Source organism: Streptomyces sp. NPDC111507, assembly GCF_055638955.1.
In genome coordinates, this window is the sequence record NZ_JBVKBU010000003.1 from 287,789 (window position 1) to 312,165 (window position 24,377).

General features: G+C 69.9%; 15 protein-coding genes, 1 tRNA gene and 1 pseudogene. 9 read left to right on the top strand and 8 right to left on the bottom strand.

Translation table 11 applies throughout. The features are described 5' to 3' along the window. Positions 1–32: 32 nt before the first annotated feature. The 4 genes from ACZ7M2_RS14020 to ACZ7M2_RS14035 all read left to right on the top strand — a co-directional run bounded on the left by ACZ7M2_RS14020 (position 33) and on the right by ACZ7M2_RS14035 (position 11,349). Entirely contained in the window at positions 33–1,268 is a 1,236-nt protein-coding gene (locus ACZ7M2_RS14020) for an AAA family ATPase (protein WP_403357285.1), read from the top strand. After that, the gene (locus ACZ7M2_RS14025) at positions 1,265–1,936 is read left to right on the top strand and encodes a hypothetical protein (protein ID WP_471595439.1); all 672 of its coding nucleotides are present in this window, start codon (positions 1,265–1,267) and stop codon (positions 1,934–1,936) included. The genes ACZ7M2_RS14020 and ACZ7M2_RS14025 overlap by 4 nt, the downstream gene beginning before the upstream one ends. Before the next feature lie 255 nt (positions 1,937–2,191). Next, a complete protein-coding gene (locus ACZ7M2_RS14030; RefSeq protein WP_471595440.1) occupies positions 2,192–9,094 on the top strand; it encodes a DEAD/DEAH box helicase in 6,903 nt (2,300 codons plus the stop codon). Then, positions 9,091–11,349 (top strand): UvrD-helicase domain-containing protein, encoded by a 2,259-nt coding sequence (locus tag ACZ7M2_RS14035; protein ID WP_471595441.1) that lies wholly within the window; start codon positions 9,091–9,093, stop codon positions 11,347–11,349. Before ACZ7M2_RS14030 ends, ACZ7M2_RS14035 begins: the two co-directional genes overlap by 4 nt. 33 nt (positions 11,350–11,382) lie before the next feature. Here ACZ7M2_RS14035 and ACZ7M2_RS14040 read toward each other — a convergent pair whose 3' ends face one another. Further along, entirely contained in the window at positions 11,383–12,327 is a 945-nt protein-coding gene (locus ACZ7M2_RS14040; RefSeq protein ID WP_471595442.1) for a serine/threonine-protein kinase, read from the bottom strand. Between the two features lie 230 nt (positions 12,328–12,557). Here ACZ7M2_RS14040 and ACZ7M2_RS14045 point away from each other — a divergent pair. After that, positions 12,558–12,800, top strand: a pseudogene (locus ACZ7M2_RS14045) (IS701 family transposase); the annotation flags it as partial. A 593-nt stretch (positions 12,801–13,393) separates the two neighbouring features. On the opposite strand, the gene ACZ7M2_RS14050 reads toward ACZ7M2_RS14045, so the two are convergent. Further along, positions 13,394–14,161 carry an IclR family transcriptional regulator gene (locus ACZ7M2_RS14050; protein ID WP_471595443.1) on the bottom strand — a complete coding sequence of 256 codons (768 nt, stop codon included), beginning with the start codon at positions 14,159–14,161 and terminating at the stop codon, positions 13,394–13,396. Positions 14,162–14,440: 279 nt separating this feature from the next. Between ACZ7M2_RS14050 and ACZ7M2_RS14055 the strand changes: the two genes are divergently transcribed. Continuing rightward, positions 14,441–14,959 (top strand): hypothetical protein, encoded by a 519-nt coding sequence (locus ACZ7M2_RS14055; RefSeq protein WP_403357270.1) that lies wholly within the window; start codon positions 14,441–14,443, stop codon positions 14,957–14,959. A 210-nt stretch (positions 14,960–15,169) separates the two neighbouring features. Here the strand turns inward: ACZ7M2_RS14055 and ACZ7M2_RS14060 are convergent, their stop codons facing one another. After that, positions 15,170–15,490, bottom strand: coding sequence for a helix-turn-helix domain-containing protein (locus ACZ7M2_RS14060; protein ID WP_471595444.1), 321 nt, complete (start codon positions 15,488–15,490; stop codon positions 15,170–15,172). Between the two features lie 21 nt (positions 15,491–15,511). On the opposite strand from ACZ7M2_RS14060, the gene ACZ7M2_RS14065 reads away from it, so the two are divergent. Next, positions 15,512–16,513, top strand: coding sequence for a hypothetical protein (locus tag ACZ7M2_RS14065; RefSeq protein ID WP_471595445.1), 1,002 nt, complete (start codon positions 15,512–15,514; stop codon positions 16,511–16,513). Further along, positions 16,510–18,411, top strand: a complete 1,902-nt coding sequence (locus tag ACZ7M2_RS14070) for a hypothetical protein (protein ID WP_471595446.1) — start codon at positions 16,510–16,512, stop codon at positions 18,409–18,411. Before ACZ7M2_RS14065 ends, ACZ7M2_RS14070 begins: the two co-directional genes overlap by 4 nt. 246 nt (positions 18,412–18,657) lie before the next feature. On the opposite strand, the gene ACZ7M2_RS14075 is transcribed toward ACZ7M2_RS14070, so the two are convergent. Then, a tRNA-Leu gene (locus ACZ7M2_RS14075) sits at positions 18,658–18,742 on the bottom strand. A gap of 208 nt (positions 18,743–18,950) precedes the next feature. Further along, a complete protein-coding gene (locus ACZ7M2_RS14080; RefSeq protein WP_471595447.1) occupies positions 18,951–19,400 on the bottom strand; it encodes a MarR family winged helix-turn-helix transcriptional regulator in 450 nt (149 codons plus the stop codon). A 100-nt stretch (positions 19,401–19,500) separates the two neighbouring features. Between ACZ7M2_RS14080 and ACZ7M2_RS14085 the strand changes: the two genes are divergently transcribed. Continuing rightward, positions 19,501–20,436, top strand: coding sequence for an LLM class flavin-dependent oxidoreductase (locus ACZ7M2_RS14085; RefSeq protein WP_471595448.1), 936 nt, complete (start codon positions 19,501–19,503; stop codon positions 20,434–20,436). Positions 20,437–20,459: 23 nt separating this feature from the next. Here ACZ7M2_RS14085 and ACZ7M2_RS14090 read toward each other — a convergent pair whose 3' ends face one another. From ACZ7M2_RS14090 to sucC, 3 genes are all read right to left on the bottom strand, one after another. Then, positions 20,460–22,013, bottom strand: a complete 1,554-nt coding sequence (locus tag ACZ7M2_RS14090; RefSeq protein ID WP_471595449.1) for an aldehyde dehydrogenase family protein — start codon at positions 22,011–22,013, stop codon at positions 20,460–20,462. Between the two features lie 239 nt (positions 22,014–22,252). Then, a complete protein-coding gene (gene sucD, locus ACZ7M2_RS14095) occupies positions 22,253–23,152 on the bottom strand; it encodes a succinate--CoA ligase subunit alpha (protein WP_471595450.1) in 900 nt (299 codons plus the stop codon). Positions 23,153–23,166: 14 nt separating this feature from the next. Further along, a complete protein-coding gene (gene sucC, locus ACZ7M2_RS14100; RefSeq protein ID WP_471595451.1) occupies positions 23,167–24,297 on the bottom strand; it encodes an ADP-forming succinate--CoA ligase subunit beta in 1,131 nt (376 codons plus the stop codon). Positions 24,298–24,377 lie beyond the last annotated feature (80 nt).

The following is a 24,377-nucleotide window of genomic DNA, read 5'->3' on the forward strand; positions in this document are numbered from 1 at the left end:
GCCGCACCGTGCATCGACTCGATAGGTTGCCCATGCCCGGCCGTCTGCTAGAACTCCACGTCGAGCACTTCCGCAGCCTGCGGGATGTGACCGTGCCGCTCGGTCCCCTCACCGTGCTGGTGGGCCCGAACGGCGCGGGCAAGTCCAATGTGCTGAAGGTCTTCGACTTCCTCGCCGACATCATCCGCACCGACCTCCAGCCGGCGCTGGACTCACGCGGCGGGTTCGACGAGGTGGCCTTCTGGGGCGGGAGCAGGCCGCCGACCTCGATGCGCATCCAGCTGAAGGCCACCTGGACCAGCAATTCGACGCTCAAAGCGCCGGACGAGTACAACCTCGTCATCCGCCGCCGCTCCCTGCCGTCGAACCGGGACGGCAGAGGGACGCGGTACACCCTGTCGCGTGAGGAGAGCTTCGCGTTCAAACGCAAGCAGGGACGCGGCCGGCGCATCACCATCTCCGGCGAGGAAGCTCGCGTCGTCGACGAACGGGCGGGACAGACGAAGGACAGCGGCAGCTTCGGTATCCGCAGGCTCAGCAGCGGTCTGTCCACGCTGCCCCGGCTCGGTCCCGCCGACGGCGGCGACGAGGTGACACGGGTCGCGGACCGCCTGTCGTCGTTCCGGGTCTTCGACGTCGACGTGGCGGCAGCTCGTCAGCCGACACGGCTGCGCGGCGCGGACTTCGCCACGCTCTCGCCGCATGCCGAGAACCTGGCCGGATTCCTGATCCACCTGAGCGGCCGCGAGGAGATCTGGGACGATTTAGTCGCCGACGCCCGGACCGTCCTGCCGCAGTTGGAGAGCATCGAGTTCGAGGAGGTCGGCGGCTCTACAGACCAACTGACCGTCGTCCTGCGTGAACACGGCCTGCGCCGGCTCACCCCGCTCGCCGACGCGTCGTACGGCACGGTCCGTCTGCTGGGACTGCTCGCCCTGCTGTACGACCCGAACCCGCCGGCGTTCACCTGCATCGAGGAGATCGACCACGGGCTGCACCCGCAAGCCCTGGAACTCGTCGTGCAGCGGCTGCGCGAAGCCGCCGAGCGGACACAGTTCATCGTGGCCACCCACTCGCCCGCGCTCGTGAACCGGCTGCGTCCCGAGGAGTTCGTCGTGTGCGACCGCGACGAGGACGGCGCGTCGATCATCCCGGCCCTCACCGTCGACGAGGTGAAGGAGATCGTCGAGGAGTCCGGTGAACAGCCGCTCGGGGAACTGTGGTTCTCCGGGGTGCTGGGCGGCGACCTCACCGGGGGCGAGCTGTGACCCCGAGGGGGCGGCAGGGCGGCGGGCGGGCGTCACGGGAGCAGGAACGGGGCGTCATCGTACTGGCCGGCGAGGACCAGAACGACTGCGAGATCATGGCCGCGCTGATACGCGCGCACCGGCCCGACCTGAGCGCTGCGGCCAAGCTGGTCCGCATCAACGACCCGGTGCGGCTGCGCAGGAAGTCCGGCCCGGACCTCGCCGCCGCGGTGAGGGCACTGACCGGAAAGGCGCGGGCCAAGGCGCGGCAGCAGCGCGCCGAGTTGCTCGGGTTCGTCGTCCACGAGGATCTGGACGGGTACGCCGATACCCAGTACGACCGGATCCGCAAGACACTGACCGACGAGTTCGGGCGCCAGTGTCACGAGTTCCGGACGGCCCTCGCGCTCGCCGCCTGGGAGAGCGAGGGTTGGCTGCTGCTCTTCCCCGAAGCCTTCCCTCACGTCCGTCCGCGCTGGAAGGTCCCCGACCGTCTGCTCGACAAGGACACCGGCCGCGTCAAGGACGCCAAGGAGGAGCTGAAGCGGGGGCTCGGCCTGCCGGTCTTCCGGGAGAGCGACGGACCCGCGGTCGCCCGCGAGGCGCTGAAGTACCGGCTCATCCCTTCTCCGCGCGGCGCCAATCGCTCGTACGCGGACTTCGTCGGGGACCTCACGGGCTGGAACTGACCGCCGGAGCACCCCAGCGCCGCTGCTGGGCGGGACGGGAGCGGGTCCTGACCACGAGAGCGCGCGTCCGATCGACGCGATCGCTTGCGGCATTCGCGCAGTTGACGCCCTTTGTGAAGTCCGGGATTCGACCAGGTGGGTGTCGTTGTCCGAGGTGGGCGGTATTTTTGACGCTGATCGTCACGGTGCCTTCGCCGACTGTCACGGCGCGACGCATCGGGCGGTCCCGGTAACCGACTTGCCCGAAAGGTCCTCGTGAAGCCCACCCTGGCCGCCGCGCAGCTCCGCGGCAGTCTGACGCAGTACCTCACGACGACGTACGCGCTGGCCGACGAGGACACGCGGCTCGCGCTGGAGCGGTTCCTCGGGGATCCGGAGACGGGTATCTTCCGCGGTCCGTACCTGCGGATCAGGACGCCGTTCCACCCCGCCGGCGACGGGTGGCAGTCGGCGCTGGAGTGGCAGCCGTCGTTCACGCCGTGGCGGCACCAGGCGACGGCGTGGGAGCGGCTGAGCACGTACAAGGGCGCCGCCGAGCCGACGCTCGTGACGACCGGCACCGGGTCCGGCAAGACGGAGTCGTTCCTGATTCCCGTGCTCGATCACTGCCGGCGACAGAAGGCGCTGGGGCGGCGTGGGGTGAAGGCCGTGCTGCTGTACCCGATGAACGCGCTCGCCACCGACCAGGCGGGCCGTATCGGCGACTACCTGGCGCAGCCCGAACTGGCGCAGGTGACGGCCGGTCTCTACATCGGAGACAAGCCGGACACGGACTTCCGGCGGGTGATGACGCGGCGCGAGGAGATGCGCCAGTCGCCGCCGGACGTGCTGATCACCAACTACAAGATGCTGGACCTGCTGCTGCAGCGGGCGGAGGACCGCCCGCTGTGGGAGGGCGCGGAGCCCGCGTACGTGGTGCTGGACGAGTTCCACACCTACGACGGCGCGCAGGGCACCGACGTGGCGATGCTGCTGCGGCGGCTGGCAGCGGCCGTGGGCGCCTCGGAGCCGGGCCGGCCGCTCGGTGCCATCTGCCCGGTGGCGACCTCGGCGACCCTCGGCGAGGGCGGGGGCGACACCGGCGGCATCCTCACTGTCGCCGAGCAGGTGTTCGGGGTGCCGTTCGGACCGGACTCGGTGGTCGGTGAGGAGCGGCTGAGCGCCGACGAGTTCGTCGGAGACGTCGACTACGAGCTGCCCGAGCCTCCCGGACCCAAGGAGGTCATCGAGGTCTCGGGCGGGCCGGGCGTGGAGTCCGACCCGGACCGACTCGACCTCGACGGGCTCGCCGAGCGGCTCCTGGGGCGGCGCGGCATGGACGCCTTCCAGATCGGACGCCTGCTGAAGAAGCACGACTTCACCCACGGTGTGCTCGCGCTGCTGAACGGCGAACCGCTCGACGAGTGGGGGCTGCGGGACCGTATGGCCCGCTTCGGGTACGCGTGGGCGCGCACCGCGCGGGAGAACCCACGGCTCGCGCTGGAGGCCTTGTCCCGGTTCGTGGCGCTGCTGTCCTCCGCGCGGGACCCGGAGTCCGACGAGCGCAGGCCGCGTCCGCTGCTGCACATCGAGGCGCACCTGTGGGTCCGGCCGGTGGGGCGAGTGCTCAGCGGGGTGAGCGGCCGGCCGGAGTTCCGCTGGTACGAGGACGAGCGGGCCCTCGCGCGGCGTTCCGCGCTGACCGCGGCCCCTATGTCAGAGGACCTGTCCGACAGCGACGAATGGCCGACGGCGGACTCCCGGCGGCCGCAGGCGCTGCCCGGTTCCGACACCGTTCAGCGGCCGGCGCAGACTCATCTGCCCGCGATCTACTGCCGCGTGTGCGGCCGGTCGGGCTGGGCGACGCTCTCCCCGGAGGCCGATCCGCAGAAACTGGAGACCAGCCCGCCGAAGATCTGGTCGGCGTCCGTCGGACGGGACAAGCGGCGGCTGCGGTACTTCATCTCGGCGACCCCGGCCGAGGCGAAGGACGCTCTCGCGGCGCTCACCGGGGACGTGCCGAAGCAGGCGGGCGGCGTCGATCCGATGTCCGTGGTGGTGCTGGACGGGGCGCAGGGCAGCTACCGCCTGCCGGTCGCCGAGGACGGAGAGGGGCTTCAGGACGCCTGGTTCGCGCGGGCGATCCTGGACAAGAAGACCGCCGACCAGGCCGCCAAGGACGACACCTGCCCGGCCTGCGGCACGGACAACGGCATCAGGTTCCTGGGCACCGCGCTCGCCGCGCTGGCCTCCGCCACCGTCACCCAGCTGTTCACCGGTGGCCACGAGATCGCGCTGGCGCCGGAGGAACGCAAGACGCTGCTGTTCAACGACTCCACGCAGGACGCGGCGCACCGGGCCGGCTATGTCGCCAACGCCTCGTACAAGTTCTCGCTGCGCTCGCTGCTGGCGCACCAACTGGACGACACCGGTACGCCGGTTCCGCTCAACGACCTCATCGGCGACGTCCTGGACTCCGTGGACGACCCGCAGACGCTGGCCGCGGTCGTCCCGCCGGACCTGCACGACGAACCGGGCGTGGACCGGCTCCTGTCGGGGCGCGGCACCGGGGACGCGCGGACCTGGAAACTCATCGGCGAACGGCTCGCCTTCGCGACGGTCATGGAGTTCGGGCTGCGGTCGCGGCTCGGGCGCACCCTGGAGCTGACCCGGACCACGGCCGCGGAGGTGGTGATCGCCGAACCGGACCGGATCGTCGCGCTCGCCCGTGACCTGCACCTCACGCTGCCAGGACAGCTGGGGTTGGACGGCGGCCTGCCCACGCCCGAGCGGTATCTGGCGTACGTGCGGGGACTGCTGGAGCGGATGCGGCTGCGCGGCGGCGTGCGGCACCGGTGGCTGGACACCTGGATCAAGGAAGCGGGCGTCAACCAGTACCTGATCTCCGGACAGCGGCCAGAAGGCATGCCTGCCTTCCCCGAGGGGTACGTGGCACCGCCGAGGTTCCTGCTCGCCGGTCCCAAGGAGAAGACGAAGTTCGACACGATCACCGGTCGCGGCAACTGGTACCAGGACTGGGCAGGGCGCTGCCTCGGCCTGGACGCGGCGCAGGCGACCGAGTACCTGCGCAGGCTACTGCCGGTTCTCGCGGACGAGGGCGTGCTGTCGGCGCGCACCGCCAAGGACCGCACGACCCGCGTCTACGGGCTGCAGCCGGGCCACATCCATGTGCGGCTGCTGGCGGACGACCTGGTCAACAAGGCGTTCGTGTCCTGCGAGGAGTGCGGGTGGCAGCAGGTGGTGCCGCCCGAGCGGCGTACCCGCTGGTACGGGCACCCCTGCCCGCGCTGGCGCTGTACCGGCCTCCTCGCCCCTCCCCAGTACGGCATGTCGTCGACCGGGGCGGGCAGCGGCGGCTTCGGCGGGAAGCTGGAGCGTGACTACCGGGCCGACTACTACCGCCGCCTGTATCTGACCGGCGGCACCTACCGGGTCGTCACGGCCGAGCACACCGGCATGCTGACCCGGCCCGAACGGGAGCGCGTGGAGCGGACGTTCCGGCAGGGCACCCACTACACCGATCCCAACGTGCTCTCCTGCACGCCCACCCTGGAACTGGGCATCGACATCGGCGACCTGTCGGCGGTGCTGCTCGGCTCGCTGCCGGGCGGCCCGGCGAACTACGTGCAGCGGGCCGGACGCGCCGGACGCAGGACCGGCAACGCCCTGGTGGTCGCCTTCGGCGGACGCCGGGCCCGCGACCGGTACTACCTGGACGACCCGACCGAGATGATCGCCGGTGACATCGTGCCGCCGGGCTGCTACCTGTCGGCCGTCGAGATCCTGCGCCGCCAGTACACGGCGCACCTGCTGGACCGAGCGGCGCGCGGCGAGCTGACGACGGCGGACGGCGAGCCGCTCATGCCGGTGCCGCGCCTGTCGTCGGCGCTGTTCGGCACGACCGGCTGGTGCCAGGACCTGTCGGAGGCGGCGCTCACCCACGGGGCGCGGCTGGTGGAGGAGTTCCTGGCGCTGTTCCCGCAGGCGCCCGGCGGTCCGGACGACGACCGGGGAGTGTCCGCGCACGCGGCGGACGAACTGCGCGCCTACGCCACCGGCGGCATCGCGCGCGCCCTTCAGGAGGCGGAGGAGGAGTGGACGGTGCGCCGCGAGGAACTGCGTCGCCGCATCGCCGCCATCGACGCCGCGGTGGACGGGCTGCTCGCCGAGGACCGTGAACAGGGCGCCGAGCGGCGCGAGTTGCTCGCCGAGCGGCGTGCCACGGGCGAGCTGCTGCGCGAGCTGAGCCAGACCAGCGCGCACGGCACCCTCGTCGAACTGGGTCTGCTGCCCAACTACAGCCTCACCGACACGACGACCTCGCTGGAGGCCACGCTCTACTGGAAGGAGGCCGCCGGGGACGACGAGGGCCCGGAGGCCCCGGAGGGCGACGACGAACGCCGGGAGTGGGTGTACCGCAGCGAGATGCGCGACTACGAGCGCTCCCGCAAGCTGGCCCTGACCGAACTCGCGCCCGGCAACAGCTTCTACGTCAACGGCTACCGGCACGTCGTGCGCGCCCTCGACATCGGCAGCCCCGAGCGGCGCGCCTGGGCGGTGTGGCGTCTCTGCCCGGCCTGCGGGTACGCGCGCACGCACGGCGATCCGAAGAACGACACCTCACCGTGCCCGCGGTGCGGGTCGCGCGAGATCGCGGACGCGGGCTGTGTGCACCATGTGCTCGAGCCCCGGCGGGTGATGTCCCGGGACAAGCGGGACGACGCCCGGGTGCGGGACGACCGTGACGAGCGGGACCGGAGGCGGTACGCGGTCCTCACCACGGTCGACATCGACCCGGCGCATCTGACGACCGGATCGTGGCGGCACGACACCGCGGTCTTCGGAGCGGACTTCACACGCAAGGCCGTCGTCCGCACCCTCAACCTCGGCGTCGACCGGCAGGACGGCAGCAGCACGGTTCCGCTGGCCGGGGACGACGTACGGCTCAATCCGTTCTACGTGTGCACGAGTTGCGGGGGCGCGACGGCCGACGGGCGGCCGGTCGTCGACCAGTCGCAGCACGCGCTCACCGCCTCCCTCGCCCGGTCGACGCGTGCGAGCGCCCACCACCAGCTGTGGTGCCCGCGCCGACGGCTGCGCGGCAGCGGGGAGGAACAGGGCGCCGGTCTGGACGTGCCGCTGCTGCTGGCGCACGAGCTGACGACGGAGGCCGTCCGCATTCTGCTGCCGGCGTCCGTGGCGCGGGCCAAGGAGCGGCTGGCCTCGTTCACCGCCGCGCTGTTCGCGGGCATAGCGGCCCGCTACGGCGGGGACCCCGACCACATCGACATCACCGCCGCGTCCATGCCGGACGGTGAGGACCGTGACTGGCCGCGCCGGTTCCTCGTGGTGTACGACCGGCTGCCCGGCGGCACCGGGTACCTGCACCGGCTGGCGACCTCCGACGGCTTCCGCGAGGTTCTGCTGAAGGCCCGTGAGGTGATCGAGGGCTGCGGCTGTCTGGAGAAGGGGCTCGACGGCTGTCATCGCTGCCTGCTGCGTCGCGTGCCCCCGGCCGACTACGACAAGGTCAGCCGCAACGAGGTCCGGCAGATGCTGGACGAACTGCTCGGCGCGGACGGTGAGCGCTGGCGCACCTCGCCCGTCGCCACCACTCAGCACATCCCGATGCACCGGCAGGCCGAGAGCGATCTCGAAGTCCTGTTCATCGACACGCTGCGGGAGTGGGCCGTGCTCCCGGAGAGCCGTGCGAGCGGTGACGCCTACATAACGCCGGCCGGCACCCACGCGCTGGACCTGCGGCTGACCGCGGCCGACGGCACCACGCTGAGCTGGCGGGTGTCGCAGCAGCGCGTCCTCGACGGCACCCGCCCCGACGTCCTCTTCGAACGGGTCGACGCGCCCGGCCCGCGCGTGGCGCTCTACCTGGACGGCTACGAGTTCCACGCCGGCCGGGAGCACAACCGGGTCGGCGACGACGCGGACAAGCGCACACGGCTGCGCGCGGAGGGGCTCAGGGTCTTCCAGCTCACCTACGGCGACGTGAGGGAATGGCAGCGCCGTGTCCGGGACACCGGCTACGCGGGCGCCGGCCCGGCCGACCCGGTGTGGGAGCCGTACGGCGACCAGGCCCGTGGCAAGGCCCGCGACTACTACGCCAAGGTCCGGCGCGGGCTGCCCGGTGAACTCGCGGAGACTGTCTGGGTCAACCCGGCCGTGCAGCTAGTGGAGTATCTGCGCCGACCGGACGCCGAGCGCTGGCAGTGGCGGGCGGAGGCGGCCCTGGCGGGCTTCATGGGCGACGGTGCGCGCCCCGTCGCGCTGCCGCCGGACGTGCTCGGCGAGCAGATCACTGTGGCGCTGCGCGGCGGAACGCCCACGGGGCCGCGCGGCCCAGTGCAGCTGTTCACGGTCACCGACCGCTCGGGGCTGCCCCTGGTCCTCGCCGCGGACGGCCGGCTGAGGCCCCCCGCGTGGACCGGTGTCTGTCTGCTCGACGACGCACCGGGCGTGCATGCCCAGGAGGAGGCCCACAAGCGCCGCTGGCGAGCCTGGCTGTACTGGTCCAACCTGCTCCAGTTCCTGGACAGCGGCGGCGGTGACGCCGTGCAGCTCACGACCGGTCGCCTCGACGGGTTCCCCGTCGAGACCCTGGCGGTCACCGGCGGCAGCGGCGTCCTGGACAGCGTCCGCGCCACGTTCGCCCCCGTCGCGACAGCCGACGCCACTCCCTCGCCGGCCGAGACCGTCGCGCCCCTGCCGCAGGCGCCGGCCGCTGCGGAGACGCCCGCCGCGGGCGCCCGGGGCGCGGCATGGGTCCGGGTCATCGAATACCTCGACCCGGACGAGCCCGGGCTGCTCGCACTCGCCGAGGCCCTCGCCGCGCGCGGTGTCACGGTGCCCGAGGACGGCTACGAACTCGACGAGAACGGTTGGCTGGCCGAGCTGGCCTGGCCCGCCGCACGCGTCGGTGTCGTCCTCGCTCCCCGCCCGCCGGAGGGCGAGGACGAGGATCCGGAGGCAGTCGACCGCGACCGTGCGTTCGCCGCGGCCGGTTGGGAAGTGCGCCCCACCACCGGCTGGACCGCCGACGACATCGCCGACCGCCTCGACGGCGCACCACCGTCCAGCGACCGGGAACGTCCCGGCCGGCCTGACGGCACCACCACGGACAATGGACAGGAAGATCGACCGTGACCGGCAAGAACGTGACGCTGCGCCTGCTCGACAAGGCGGACCGCGAGATCCTCAAGCTCCCCCGCCCGGTCAAGGGCGCCATCTACGACTTCCAACACAAGTTCAAGACCAACCCCGACTCGGCGGGACTGCGTCTCAAGCAGCTGCAGGGCCACGACAAGCTGCACTCGGCACGAGTCAACGACGAATATCGCGCGCTGCTGCTGCGCCTGGCCGACGACGACTGGCTGATCGTCTCGGTCAAGCACCGCAAGGACGTCTACGAGCACCTGGACCGGCTCACGTACTCGGTCAACCGCATCACGGGCGGCATCGAGTACGTGGACCTGCAGGTCGTGCAGGAGGAGGTGCTCAGTCCCGCGGCCCCGCGGGCCACCGCACCCACCGAGCCCGTCCGTCCCGCCGAGCCGGCCGCTCCACAGCCGCTGTTCGCGAAGTGGTCCGAACAGCGGCTCACCGACCTGGGTGTGGCCCCGTCGCTGGTCCCGGTCATCGCCGCGCTGACCACCGAGGACCAACTCCTCGGGCTCGTCGAGTACGCGCCGCAGCTCACCGGCGAGGTGCTGCTGGCGCTGTACGACGGCAAGGAGTACGACGACGTCCTCGAACAGGTCACCGCCCCCGTCGCGGCGCCGGAACCGGTGGACCCCGAGGACTTCCGGGCTGCCGCCGAACGTCCCGCCACCATCGTCACCACTACCGACGACGCGCTGCGCGAGGCGCTGGAAGGTGAGGACTTCGGGCGCTGGAAGGTCTTCCTGCACCCCACCCAGGCCAAGCTGGTCACGCGGGACTACAGCGGTCCCGCGCGCGTGGGCGGCGGGCCCGGCACCGGCAAGACGATCGTGGCCCTGCACCGTGTCAAGCACCTGGTCGAGCGGCTCCCCGTCGGCCGGACCAAGCCGGTCCTGCTGACCACCTACAACAAGAACCTCGCCGCGGACCTGCGTTCACGGCTTCTCGCCCTGGGTGGCGAGAACCTGCTGTCACGTGTTGAGATCAGCCACGTCGACCAGCTGGCGCTGCGTACCGTCCGGGAGGCGGAGCCGGGCAATCGCAAGCGGATCGTCGACGAGTCTCAGGCGGTCCGCGAATGGCACTCGCTCCTGGACGAACTCGGCGAGGACGCCTGGGACGCGGAGTTCCTGCACGACGAATGGACCCAGGTGATCCTCGGCCAGGCCGTCACCTCCCGCGCCGACTACTTCCGGGCACGCCGCGCCGGACGCGGACGCACCGTCAGTCGGTCCGAACGCGCCGAGATCTGGCAGCTCGCCGAGCGCTTCACTCAGCGCCTGGACCGGCTCGAAGTACAGACCTGGGACCAGATCGCGGAGCGGGCGGCTCAGCTGGAATCGGAGCGCGCCCGGCGCATCCAGGCCATCGACCGTCAGCGGGAGGAAGCGGGCGGCCTCGACAACGTCCACATGGCCGACGGTTCGGGCGGCTGGCTGCGCTACCGGTACCGGCACATCGTGGTGGACGAGGCTCAGGACCTGCGGCCCGCCCACTGGAAGATGCTGCGTGCGATGACCGCTCCGGACCGCAATGACCTCTTCCTGGTCGGCGACACCCACCAGCGCATCTACAAGAACCAGGTGACCCTCGGCAGCCTCGGTATCAACATCCGCGGCCGGTCGTCGAAGCTGTCGCTGAGCTACCGCACCACCCGGCAGATCCTGCGCTCCGCGCTGAACGTGCTCGGCGACGAGACGTATGACGACCTCGACGGCAGCAGCGAGACGCTGGCCGGGTACCGGTCCGTGCTCAGCGGCGCCGTGCCCGACCTGCACCGGTTGGGCGACTGGGCCGAGGAACGCGAGGCGATCGCCGCGCTGATCGAATCCTGGGGCCAGGTGCCGCACGAGCAGATCGCCATCGCCGTGCCCACCAACCAGATGGCGAGTGAAGCCGCGTACACACTGGCTCAGCATGGCATCCGGGCACAGGAGATCGGCCCGGACGGACCCCGCGGCGACAGCGGCGTCCACATCGGCACGATGTTCCGGTTCAAGGGGCTCGAGTACCAGCGCATGATCATCGCCGGGGTGACCGACGGGCTGGTGCCACGAGCAAGCGTCCAGCAGCGGCGGACCACGGACCCGGCGCGCTACCGGACGGAGATGCAGCGCGCCCGGTCCCTGCTCTTCGTGGCGACCACGCGCGCCCGAGACAGCCTGGATGTTTTCTGGCACGGGGAGCCGAGCCCGTTCCTCAAGGAACTGATCGAGGTCCGGCCACCGGTCGCGGCATGACCGGCCCCGGGATCGTGCCGCAGTGAGGTTCCGCTAACGCGGCACGATCGGCCCTTGGGGCACGAGGAACGGCCGCCGGGGATCCTCTGGCCGCATCCTCCGGGCCGCGAGGGCCGGATCAGGGGCCGGCAGGTACGGGGCGAGTGCCGCGTACACCTCCACCGCACCGCAGGGACGATCCTCGGGACGCTTGGCGAGCAGTGCGTGCACCAGCTCCTGAAGCGCGGCCGGGGCATCGACACCGCAGTCGGCCAACCGGGGAGGAGACGCGGTGAGGTGCTGAGTCACCAACTCGGCGATGCCCTCGCTGGAGAAGAGAGGGTGACCGGTGAGCATGTGGTGCAGCAGGCACCCCACCGCGTACAGGTCGCTGCGGCCGTCCAACGGCCCTTCGCCGGACAGGAGTTCGGGCGAGGCATAGGACACGTTGCCGAGCGTTTCGCCCGTCATGGTGAGCTGCGGGTCGGTGTTCGAGAGAACCTTCACGAGACCGAAGTCGAGGATCTTCACCAGACCGCTGGTGCGGACCATGACGTTCTGAGGCTTGAGGTCGCGGTGCACCAGGTCGGCCGCGTGCGCGGCGGACAGCCCTGAGCACAGTTGCGCGGCCACGGAGACCGCGGCGGGCAAGGGCAGGCGCCCGCCGTCGGCACCATCGATGACGTTGTCGAGGGTCGTCCCGTCGACGAGCTGCATCACCAGGCAGCAGACCTCCTCGGTGACGGCCGCGTCGTAGACGGTGGTGATGTTGGGGTGGTCCAGACGAGCGGCGGCCTTGGCCTCCCTCTCGAAGCGCGCCAGGGCGGTACGGCGCCAGTCGGGCAGGGCCAGAAGATCTGCGGCGACGGTCTTGACCGCGACTGGGCGCTCCAGATATGTGTCCGTCCCCTGCCAGACGTGCCCCATCGCCCCTCTGCCCAGAATCCGGTCCAGCCGGTACCTGCTGCGCAGAACCTTGCCTGCGGCGAACTGCTCCACGTTCTCTTCCTTCGATGAGCCAGAGCGGTATGTCAGTGCACGGACTGCCTGGTCGGAGGCCCGCCGTCGACAGCCCGCACGGAACAAGTCAACCAGCCTCGTACGCACACCGGAAAACCCTCAGGGGCCACGGAATCCCGCACGGACCCCACGAACGTGACGCCAGGTAGCCCAAGGCGAGGCGGCAGGCTGCCGGGCTGCTCCTGCCCCGCCATCGCAACAAGACGCTTGGCAAGGGTGACCTTGGCTTTCGCACCAAACTGCAGATCGCGGCCACCCGGGCCAAGGCGGCCGGGCTGGTCTTCCGCGCGGTGGCCGTCTACGGCGACCAGGACAGCTTCCACTCAAGCCTGCACGCCGTCGGCCTGCCGTTCGTGATGGCTCTCAAGCCCCGGCACGGCACCTGGGCCTACGGCCCCGACGCCCACACGCCCGTGGACGCCGCCCGCCTCCTGGCCTGGCGGGATGAGGACCGCCAGCTCATCTCCGCGATAAGACCCTCGTCGGCACGGGGTAAAACTGGCCGGTTAAGCGGCCACATGTCAGGATCGGCACGTGTCTGAGTTCCTGAACGCCACCAAGAGCGGTGGGCGCCCTACCGTGCCGACTCCCAGGATGCGTCGGGTGGTGTTCGTCGCGGTGCTGAGCTCGGAGCGGACACTCGCGCTGGTACCTGACGAATCTCCCGGATGCCCGGCTCGATGGGGGCTTCCCTCAGGATCCGCCCGGGCTGCGGGGCCCTACCGTGATGCGGCGATGCGAGTACTCCGCAACGTGGTCGGCGCGATGCCGACGCGCGGGGGCACCATTGAGGGGTGCCGTTGGGCTCAAGTTCCTGTGCCCGTCGGCCAGAGCCGTCGAGAGGCGCACGTGTTCATCTTTCGCCTCATGGTGGCCGGCGGCCCGCCGAAGCGTCTGCCCGGGAGGAGGCCAGTACGCTGGGCGGGACCGGACCAGTGGCCGGAGTTGTGCGCTTACTGTGATCTGCCCGATGTAGATGCGCTGTTGACGGGATACCTGGAGGGGTGGATCCCGGACGGGCGGATCACGTTGGGGCCTTGATCGCTCACACCGCCCTGGCGATTGCGGTGGCGGTCTCCTGCAGAGCCATGGCGACTGCGGGCATATGCTGTTCTCGCAGGCGTACGGCGGGTGCGTGCACGGAGATCGCGGCGAGTGGCTCCCCGATGCGGTTCCGGACGGCCACCCCTACACTGTGCAAGTCGTGTGCGCTTTCTTCGAGGTCTGCCGCCCATCCCCGGACTCTGATTTCCTCTAGCTCTACCTCAAGCAGCGGCCACTCGGTGATGCTCGCTGCCGCCGTTGCGGCGAGTGCGGCCGGAAGAGTTGCGCGTACCTGTACCGGGTTGCGGAGCGCAAGAAGGGCCTTGCCCGCCGCTGTAACATGCGCGGGAAGAGACTGGCCAAGCGGAACGCTGACGCGCAGAACCTGCCGGCACTCGACTCCGTCAAGCAGCCGGACGACAGCGGCGTCCAAGCTATACAGGCACACCGTCTCCTGCAGCTTCTCGGACAATTCTTCAAGGGGTCGGCGGGCCTGCCTCCGGACGTCCAGTTGGGCGATGGCGTCCAGGCCCATGCGTACGAGTTGCGGCCCCAGTGAGTATCCGCGCTGCCCCCGATCGTGACGCAGGAAGCCCGTGTGCGTCAGGGTGACCAGGATGCGGTGCACGGTGGAGCGAGACATGCCCAGTTCCCGGGCAGTCTCCATGACACCGATTTCTCCCCGGTCATGAGCCAGGACAAGAACATCCAGAGCCTTCGTCACCGACGCCAAGGCCTCGGTCGCCGACAGATGATTGACATCCACCATGAAGGAACCGTAGCGCCCACAAGCTCCCATGGACCGGGAGCTTCGACAGAATCCACACCGTCAGATTTCTGCGGCGCCACGACTCACGGATCAAGCACGGCTTCGCGGAATTCCGACGAGTCACTTCTCGCCAAGGGAGGTCGATTTCTGCGATAACTCCAACTGGACTTACCGCACTTGGGTGCGCTGCTGACCGTTTGGTGTCACCTCACGGGAACTCTGTGCGTGCCACAGTGTGCCGTCCCTACACTGGCAGCGGCCTTCCTTGAGGAGCTCACCATGGCGGGATACCGGACAGGCGCGCCTGCGTCGAGCAAAGGTGTCTATGTCGGCCTGGCCCGACACGCCGTGGAGGAACTGATCAACTCACTGCGCGGCGAGCTGGCCACACTCGAGGCGGTGCTCGCGATGATGCGCCAGGAAGTCGAATCCGCCGATGTTCACGAAGATGAGCCGGCCACCGAGGAGGACACGGTAACCGCCCAGCCCTCCGGGGAGGTACCGTCCGAAGATTCTGTCGCCGACGAGGATCCGTCGACAGAAGAGGCGCGTCCGAGCTCTGGTACTCAGACCCTGGGGCCGCCGCGCAACGGAAGCATGCGTGATGCGATCCTCACGCTCCTGTGCGCCACCCAAGAGGCGATGTCGATCACCGATATCGCGGCGGCCGTACGCCCGGGAGCGGACGCGACGGTCCGCTCGTCCGTGGGGAAAACCCTCAACCGCATGAAACAACTTGGTGAGGTGGAAAACGTAGCACCAGGGATGTTCCGGGCCGTGCTGTCCCGAGTTGCTTGATCCACCTGAGAACGATCTAACCCAACAAGCAGGCCTCCCTCGATTATCGGTCGAGGGAGGCCGCCAAAACGCACGAACGGACGCTTCTCCTACCAAGGTTCCGGTCCGTCGTGCACGTTCACTCTAGCGCCGCCGACAGTAGCGCTAGAGAGAATCTGCGCCGTCATGCGATGGACCGTGCACGACTGACCCCAAACAGGCAATTGAGGATCAGTCATGGGCACATTGAGTCGTATTCGCTCCGGGCCAGAGCGCCAGGCCCAGAGCGCGCTCCAGTCGGCAGATCGTCAGGACATCCGGCCAGCTGGCTCCCGCCAGCAGATCACCGATGGTCTGTCTGCCGACGTCGCTCTGGGTAGCCAGTGCGCGCAGCGAGAGACCCGGTCGCTCCCTCAGGGCGGCGGCGAGGCGGCGGGCAATCGTCTGGACCACCGCGGCGGCGGGCTCCCCGACGATCCGGGCATCCGGCCACTCGTCCGGGTCGACGGCGTAATTCCGTGGCGGCGCCGTGCGCGCTCGGCCTCCGGTCATAAAGATGCGCTCCTTCAGATCATGATCGACACTGACAGCAGCGGCCGGTTAACCGGCCACATGTCATGGGCCTTGCGCCTGGAGGTCGCTGTGTCGAATCGTCTGCTGGCGTACTCGCCGAAACCGGAGACGGTGCCGCCTGCCCAGTGGCGCCGCATCGCGCCGGTTGTCCGCTCGCTGGGATTCCTGGCCGTTGCGGCCGGGCCCTACGGCCCAGATGTGATCATGACGCCGCTCGCGCGACTGGTCGCCTGGGTCGAGGCTCAAGGCCTCCCGCTCGAACCCTCGGTGATCCTTGACCAGAGCGCCGTCGAACGGTTCATCCTCGTCGGCTGCCGCGACATGGCCGCCAACAGCAGGCGGACCTGCAGTAGCCAGCTGCGCCGGGCTTCCGAAGCGCTCCTGCTGGATCAGCTCGGACAGCATCCGCAGATCCGGCTGAAGGCGGCCGCGACCCCGGTGACTCCCTACCCGCAGGCGGAAGTCGCCCACTGGCTGATCTGGGCGCAGAGCCTGCCCACCGCGGCCCAGCGGCGCAATGCCTGTCTGCTCTTCTGCCTCGGTGTCGGGTGCGGCCTCGCCGTCGAGGATCTTGTGTACGTTCAGGGACGGGACATCCACGCGGGCCCCACCGGGCGGGCACTGGTCAAGGTTCACGGGCGTCGGCCGCGCACCGTCGTGTGCCGTTACGCCTACGAGGAACTGCTCCTGGCGGAGGCTGCAGACATCCCGGCAGACGCGTACGTGTTCCGGCCGGACTGGCAGGACCGCACCAGCAAGCACATCGCATCGGATTGGCTGGCCAAGTACCCACGGATCATCGGCCGTTGCGACGGTGCGGTGCTGCAGACCCAGCGGCTGCGCACGACCTGGATCGTCGATCTGCTGAACGCGGGCATTCCGCTGAAGGTGATCCTCAAAGCGTCGGGGCTCGCGACGCTGCACAGCCTCTCGCGCTACCTCGTCTTCCTCCACGACGTACCCGAAGCAGAGGCATCCGATCTGTTGCGGGGAGCGGCGTGAGCAGGAAGAACCCGGAGAACAAACCCTGCCGGCGCACCGGCCTCGCCCTACGCCCTGCACCGCAGGCCCCCGGCCGTACTCTCAACGACCGCGTTGTGAACCAGGTCTTCGACCTCGTGCGCCACAGCGGAGTACTGGAACGCCTTCCCTCCAACGAGCACCGGCCAGGCCCGAAGGGCTTCCCGTTCCGCACCGTGCTCATCGGCCTGATCCTGTCGCAGTACATGGGCAAGAGCGCGAACATCGACGATGCGTGGGAGACACTCTTCTTCGCACTGTCTCCAGGGTCCAAAGCCCTCCTTGACGTCCCCGACGTCGACCTGCACATCCCCGAGGGCGCGACCCGAGAAGAGATCGACCGCGTCGCGCACCACCAGTACGCAACGTCGAAGCGTGTCTACCGGTCCTGGGCCTCGATGACCCGGCGCCTCGACCCGGCACCACACGACCGCCGCAAGCGGCTGTCGCTCAGCGAGGCCAAGAAGATCCGACGGAAGTGGAATGCCCGCGCCAACCAGGACACCGTGCGCAATCTGGAGGCCATCGCCCAGGATCTGATTCTCGCTCCGGTGATGGCTTCCTACCGGCGCGGCGACTTCGCTCGATGGCCTGGCCACATCGCGGTCGACGACACTCCGGTTCCGGTCTGGGGCAAAGAGCCGGACTACCACCAGGACCGGGCCTCGCTTGAGATCACCGCCGGGATGTACGTGAAGGGAGGAACGCAGAAGAAGTCGGGGCCCGGCGACAAAGCTGCGGCCTCCACGAACACTGGCACCCGGCGCGGCGCGGCGAACAAGCCAGGTACTCGCAAGACCCAGCCGGCACAGGCGAATGAGGCCAAGGCGCGGGACAAGAGAGAGTTCCGCTACGCCATGATGGCCGCGTTCCCGGGCCATGGCCATGGCGACCTCGCTGGCGCCTACCCGGCGGTCTGCCTCGGCATGATCCTTCACACCCCGGGCACCGAACCCGGCCCGGCCGCCCTGCGCGCCATCCAGCCGGCGTTCGAACGAGGCCTGGTCAAAGACCTGTTCTGCGCCGACCGGGGCATCACCCAGGCCAAGCCTCACAACCTCCACCTGCAGCTGCTCAAACTCGGCCTCAACGCGGTGAAGCACTACAACGACGACAAGGTCGACCGGCAGGGGGAGTTCCGCGGCATGCAGCTGATTGGCGGCGAGTTCTACTGCCCGCTGATGCCCACCCCGCTCATCACTGCGGGCGCCACATACATCGACAGCCGCACGGACGAGGACCGCGCCTACGCACTCAACTTGATCCAGTCCCGGAAGGACTACCAGACCAAGGTCAAGGAGTACGGGCCCGCAGGGGACCAGCGTCGGCAGTGCCCCGCCCTCGGGTCGCACGCCACGGTCACCTGCTACCGCCGGCCCCAGCCACGCCCGTCCACCGTCGTCGACCTCGACGCCCCCACTGTCCGTGCCCCGGCAGCCCTGCCCACTATCCCCAAGCCCAAGCGGGACACCCGCATCTACCCCGACATCTGCAGGGGGAAGAGCATCACCGTCCCAGGCACCGTGTTGGCCAAGTGGCGGCAGAAATACCCCCTGTTCACCCCTCTGTGGCAGGAAGCTTGGTCCGGTCTGCGCAGTCAGAACGAGGGCGGCAACGGCAACCTCAAGAAGTCCGCCCTCGACAGCATCGACAATCCCCAGCTCCGCCTGCCGCACGGACGCGTCGCACAGACCCTGCTCAATGCCGTCATCATCTTCGTGGCGAACCTCAGAGCCATCCGACGGTTCCTCCGCGACCAAGGCATCCAGCCCCGCAAAGCCAGCACGCAGAGCGTCGCAACCCCACTCGGTGTGCCCTCCGATACACCCCGGGCGCGACCGCTTTCGACCGAGCAGGTCGAGCCTCCGCCACGCGAGTGACACACCTCCGCCGCGCCCCGCCCCCTGAAAACCCCACATGCCTGCGCCACGGCTATCAGCCGTCGCGCAGGCATGTCCTGTTTCCGCAGGTGGGAGGCGCAGTACCTGGACCGCCACCGCCCCACCCCCTCACCGAGCCGATCACGCGACCCGAAGGCCTCCGGAACGACGAAAAACCGGTGAGTCACATGACTCGACCGGTAATTCGTGAACGCTTCGGGACGATCTCGTGAACGTCCCTGGTTGTGTCCGAGGGGGGACTTGAACCCCCACGCCCGATAAAGGGCACTAGCACCTCAAGCTAGCGCGTCTGCCATTCCGCCACCCGGACTAGGTGTCTGCCGCCTGACCGGGGGTGTTCCCCGCGGCGACATGGACAACAATACCAAGGTTTCGGAGTGCCTTTCACCTGCATATCCGGGCCGTGGGAGCACCTGCGCGAGGCTGAACGAGGGGGCATCCGGCGACTTACCGTGGGCGCCGCAGCGATCACCGAGGGTGAGCAGAGCTGAGAGCTGAACCGTCCCGGACCCGCGCCCTCACTCCGCGTTCCGACGCTCCTCCACGACCAGGATCCGCAGGGCCCGCACGAGCGCGGCCGCCTCCTCCTCGTCCAGCGGCTCGAGAAAGCGCCGCTCCATCGCGAGCCGCGCACCCTCGGCCCGGTCGAGGCAGTCCCGGCCCGCGGGCGTCAGCTCCACGATGTTCTTGCGCCGGTCCTGAGGACTGCGGCGCCGCTCGACCAGCCCCTGATCCTCCAGGCCGTCGATGAGCGCGACCATCGTGGTGCGGTCGACGCCGAGCCGTCCGGCCACCTCGACCTGCGACAACGGGTACTCGGCGACGAGCACCGCCAGCACCGCCAGCTCGTGGCCGTCGATCCCGAACGGCGCCAGCGCCTGCACGGACGCCCGCGCCAGCCGCTGCTGGGCGTGCTTGAGCAGATAGCCGAGCCGGGACTCAAGGGGCACGGGAGGGACATGACGCATGGAAGGTACGGGAGGTACGGAAGGGCGCTCACCGGTCATGCCGAGAACTGTACCCAAAGCTGATTGTCAGTATCGCTGATGATTGTCTACGCTGAGCGATATGAGCGATCAACGCGTGCGCTTCGGTATCAAGACCACCCCCATGCACGTCTCCTACGACGACAGCCGCCGCGTCTGGCAGGAGGCCGACGCCCTGCCCGAGATCGAGGACGCCTGGCTCTGGGACCATCTGCTTCCGCTCCGCGGCCCCAAGGACGGCCAGATCCATGAGGGTTGGACGCTGCTCAGCGCCCTGGCCGCGCAGACCGAGCGGCTGCGGCTCGGGCTCCTCGTCACCAGCAACCGCATCCGGCCGCCCGCCGTCCTCGGGAAGATGGCCTCGACCGTGGACGTGATCTCCGGCGGTCGGCTGGTCATGGGCATCGGTGTCGGCGGCACCCACCAGCCGCCCGGCACGGGCGGGATCGCCGGCGAGAATCCGGCCATCGCGGAGTACGAGGCGTACGGGATCTCCCTCGTCCCGCCGGGCGAGGGGGTCGCCCGGCTCGGCGAGACGGTCGAGATCCTGCGCCGGATGTGGACGCAGGACGGCCCCTTCGACTTCGAGGGGCGTTACTACCGGTTGCGAGGCACGCGGAACGGGCCCAAGCCGGTGCAGCGGCCCGGGCCACCCCTGCTGATCGGCGGCTGGGGAACTCGACTGCTGCGGCTCGTCGCCGAGCAGGCCGACATCTGGAACATCCCCGGACCGCCGCACAACAACGTCGGGTTCGTCGCCGAGCGCGGTCGGGTGCTGGACGCGCACTGTGCGGACATCGGACGGGATCCGCACGAGATCACCCGTTCCGTACAAGTGGTCGTCTCGTACGACGATCCCGCCGCCACCCGCGCCACCGTCGCCGACCTCTTCGGCATCGGCGTGAACCATGTCGTGCTCAGTCTGCCCCAGCCCTACCCACCAGGTGTCGCCCGCTGGCTGGTGGACGAGATCATCGCGGGAGTCCGCAGGGGTCCGAGAGAGCAGGCGGCGCCCTGAGGCGGGTACCGCCCGCCCTCACCTCACGGAACGAGCTGGTACTCGGGGAAGTTGCCCGGCAGCCGCTCCCCCGCCGGCCCCTGTGTGACGGCGCGCACGAGCAGCTCGCCGCCGACGAAGGCACCGCGCCAGGACGCGCCGAGGCCGCCGAAGAGCTCGTCGCGGTCGCCGCGGGAGCGGGGCTTGCCGCGGCCGACCTTGAACGCGCGGATCTGCGGGGCCAGTCGGGCGTACGTCGCCTCGTCGTCCGTGGACAGCGTGGCGACGAGCGCGCCGTTCGACGCGTTCATCGCGGCGAGCAGCTCCGCCTCGGTGTCGACCAGGACGATGGTGTCGACCGGGCCGAAGGGCTCTGCGTGGTGCAGCGGTGAGGAAGGCGGCGGGTTCAGGAGCGTGACCGGCTGGACGTACGCCGCCGTGTCCTGGCCGGGCAGGAAGCGTGCGTCGGTCAGTTTGCCGCGGTGCAGCGGGACGGCGCCGCGGTCGATGGCCTCGGCCACCTGGTCGTGCAGCTCCTTCGCCTTGGCCGCGTTGATGACGGGCCCGAAGTCCAGCGCGGGGTAGGCGTCGTCGGGGTGCTCGACGGCCAGTGGGTGACCGACCCGCAGGGTGCGGACGGCGGGGAGGTAGGCGGCGAGGAACTCGTCGAACAGCGAGCGCTGGACGACGAAGCGCGGGTAGGCGGTGCAGCGCTGTTTGCCGTAGTCGAAGAGCTTGGGGATGACGGCCGTCAGTGCGTCCCAGTCCGTGTGGTTCCAGATGCCCCAGGTGTTGAGTCCTTCCTGTTCGAGTACATGCCGCTTGCCCAGGTCGGCGACGGCGGTGGCCACCGCTGCGCCCGTGTCACGGCCGCCGACGAAGGAGACGCAGCCGATCTCGGGCGCGCGGACCAGCGCCTCCGACAGCTCGCCTCCGCTGCCGCTGACGAGGGTGACGGGAATCCCTTCGCGTGCGGCGAGCGCGCCGGCCAGGGTGAGGCAGGCGACGCCGCCGTCGGTCGGGGTCTTGGCGATGACCGCGTTCCCTGCCAATGCCTGTACCAGCATTGCGTGAACGAGCACGCTCATCGGGTAGTTCCAGCTCGCGATGTTGGACACCGGCCCCTCGAGCGGAGTCCGGCCGTCCACCATGGGCTCGATGCCGTCGACGTACCAGCGCACGCCGTCGATCGCCCGGTCCACGTCGGCCTGCGCGAGTCGCCAGGGCTTGCCGATCTCCCAGACGAGGAGGAGGGCGAGCAGCTCGCGGTGCTCGGTCAGGGCGTCGAGGGTGGCCGCGACGCGCGCCCGTCGTTCGGCGAGCGGGACATGGCGCCAGGCCCGGTGCTGGTCGAGTGAGGCCCGTACGGCCTGGTGGGCGGTTGCGGCGTTCAGCCGGGGCGGGCCCGCGATGGGGCTTCCGTCGACCGGGCTGGTGGCGGGCAGTGCCCGGCCGTCCGCCCGCCAGGAGGCGTCCCAGAGATTGAGGACGCGGTCCTCCTGGAACGCCTCGGGGGCGACGGCGAGGCAGCGCTGCCAGGCGTCGGCCCAGGACGTACCGGACTTCAGGACGAGGGGGGTGTTGAGGGTGGATGCCATTCGGATGTCTCCGCTCTCGGTGCACAGTCGGGGGCGGGAGGTGCCTGGCTCCTGCCGAGCTGCATGGTGCACGGGCCCGGACGAGGAGTGGTCGCATCCGTGCGGAGGAGGACGGTGGTCGCGTCCGCACGGAGGGAAGGGTTCGTACGCGCAGGGTGGTCGCCTACGTAGGGAGGAAGGTACTGAGGAGGCTCCGCTCGTGACAGTCACCTCACATCAACTATGAGTGACGTCTCATCTCACCCCTGCGCGGCGACACGCTCCGACTCCAAGCGGGTCAGCACCAGCCGGGCCGTCTCGGTCGGCGTGCCGCCCACCCGTACTCCGGCCGCCTCGAGGGCCTCCTTCTTGGCCCGTGCGGTGCCTGCCGAGCCGGAGACGATCGCGCCCGCGTGGCCCATCGTCCTGCCCTCGGGCGCGGTGAAGCCGGCGATGTAGGCGACGACGGGCTTGGTGACGTGGTCGCGGACGTACGCGGCGGCCCGCTCCTCGGCGTCGCCGCCGATCTCGCCGATGAGGACGACGAGTTCGGTGTCCGGGTCGTCCTGGAAGGCGGCCAGGCAGTCGATGTGGGTGGTGCCGACCACGGGGTCGCCGCCGATGCCCACGCATGTCGAGAAGCCGATGTCGCGGAGTTCGTACATGAGTTGGTAGGTCAGCGTGCCCGACTTGGACACCAGGCCGATGCGCCCCGGCTTGGTGATGTCGGCGGGGATGATGCCCGCGTTCGACTGCCCCGGAGTGATCAGGCCCGGGCAGTTGGGGCCGATGACGCGGGTGCCCTGCGTGGCGGCGTACGCGTGGAAGGCGACGGAGTCGTGGATGGGGATGCCCTCGGTGATGACGACGGCGAGCCCGATGCCCGCGTCGGCGGCCTCGGTCACCGCGGCCTTGGCGAACGCGGGCGGTACGAACACTACGGTGACGTCGGCGCCGGTCGCCGCCATCCCCTCGCGCACCGAGCCGAAGACGGGCACCGCACGGTCGTCGAAGTCGACGGTCCGGCCCGCCTTGCGCGGGTTGACCCCGCCAACGACGTCCGTGCCGGCGGCGAGCATCCGCCGGGTGTGCTTCATGCCCTCGCCGCCGGTCATGCCCTGGACGAGAACCTTGCTCTCCTTGGTGAGAAAGATGGCCATGTCCTGTTCCTCCTTCAGCCGGTGGTGGCGAGCCGGGCCGCGCGGTGTGCGGCGTCGTCCATGGTGGTGGCCTGCTGGACCAGGGGGTGCGCGCGGCCGTCGAGGATGGCGCGGCCACGGACGGCGTTGTTGCCGTCGAGGCGGACCACGAGGGGTTTGGTCAACCGCACGGTCTCCAGCGCCCGCACGATGCCGTCGGCGACCGCGTCGCAGGCCGTGATGCCGCCGAAGACGTTGACGAAGACCGATTTCACGGCCGGGTCGGAGAGGATCACGGAGAGGCCGTCGGCCATGATCTGTGCGGAGGCCCCGCCGCCGATGTCGAGGAAGTTCGCCGGGCGGGCGCCGCAGCCCGCGACCACGTCGAGCGTCGACATGACGAGGCCCGCGCCGTTGCCGATGATGCCGACCTCGCCGTCCAGTTTGACGTAGTTGAGGCCCTTGGCCGCGGCCGCCGCCTCCAGGGGGTCGTCGTGCGCGGCCTCCTGATCACCCCAACGTGCCTGGCGGAAGCGGGCGTTGTCGTCGAGGGTGATCTTGCCGTCCAGGGCGAGGATCTGTCCCCGGGCGGTGCGTACGAGGGGGTTCACCTCGACGAGCACGGCGTCCTCGCGGGTCAGCACCTCCCAGAGGCGTACGAGAACGTCGACGGTCTCCGGGGGCAGCCCCGCGGTCTCGGCGATCTCGGTCGCCTTCGCCGAGGTGACGCCCACGGCCGGGTCGACGGGAACACGCGCCACTGCCTCCGGGCGGCTCGCGGCCACCTCCTCGATGTCCATGCCGCCCTCGGCCGACGCGATCGCGAGGAAGCGTCCGGCGGCGCGGTCGAGGACGTATCCGACGTAGAACTCGCTCTCGATGTCGACCGGTTGGGCCAGCATCACCGTGCCGACCGTGTGGCCCTTGATGTCCATACCGAGAATCTGACGTGCTGTTAGCTCGGCGGCGGCCGGGTCGGCGGCGAGTTTGACGCCGCCCGCCTTGCCGCGTCCACCGGTCTTCACCTGGGCTTTCACGACGACTCGGCCGCCGAGCCGGCGGGCGATCGCGCGTGCCTCCTTGGGCGAGTCCGTGACCTCGGCCCTCGGCACCAAGATGCCGTGTTCCTCGAAGAGTTCCCTTGCCTGGTGCTCGTACAGGTCCATCACCGGCTCCTGACTGAAAGTGCCGCACGCCCCCTGGACACCACCCACCGGATGCGGGATAACAAGCTTCATACAGTATT

Excerpts from the sequence above, each read along its gene's own strand:
- ACZ7M2_RS14020 (WP_403357285.1), top strand. The coding sequence starts at position 33 with ATGCCCGGCCGTCTGCTAGAACTCCACGTCGAGCACTTCCGCAGCCTG.
- ACZ7M2_RS14050 (WP_471595443.1), bottom strand. The coding sequence starts at position 14,161 with ATGGTGGATGTCAATCATCTGTCGGCGACCGAGGCCTTGGCGTCGGTG.
- ACZ7M2_RS14055 (WP_403357270.1), top strand. The coding sequence starts at position 14,441 with ATGGCGGGATACCGGACAGGCGCGCCTGCGTCGAGCAAAGGTGTCTAT.
- ACZ7M2_RS14060 (WP_471595444.1), bottom strand. The coding sequence starts at position 15,490 with ATGACCGGAGGCCGAGCGCGCACGGCGCCGCCACGGAATTACGCCGTC.
- ACZ7M2_RS14065 (WP_471595445.1), top strand. The coding sequence starts at position 15,512 with ATGATCGACACTGACAGCAGCGGCCGGTTAACCGGCCACATGTCATGG.
- ACZ7M2_RS14080 (WP_471595447.1), bottom strand. The coding sequence starts at position 19,400 with ATGCGTCATGTCCCTCCCGTGCCCCTTGAGTCCCGGCTCGGCTATCTG.
- ACZ7M2_RS14085 (WP_471595448.1), top strand. The coding sequence starts at position 19,501 with ATGAGCGATCAACGCGTGCGCTTCGGTATCAAGACCACCCCCATGCAC.
- ACZ7M2_RS14090 (WP_471595449.1), bottom strand. The coding sequence starts at position 22,013 with ATGGCATCCACCCTCAACACCCCCCTCGTCCTGAAGTCCGGTACGTCC.
- sucD (WP_471595450.1), bottom strand. The coding sequence starts at position 23,152 with ATGGCCATCTTTCTCACCAAGGAGAGCAAGGTTCTCGTCCAGGGCATG.
- sucC (WP_471595451.1), bottom strand. The coding sequence starts at position 24,297 with ATGGACCTGTACGAGCACCAGGCAAGGGAACTCTTCGAGGAACACGGC.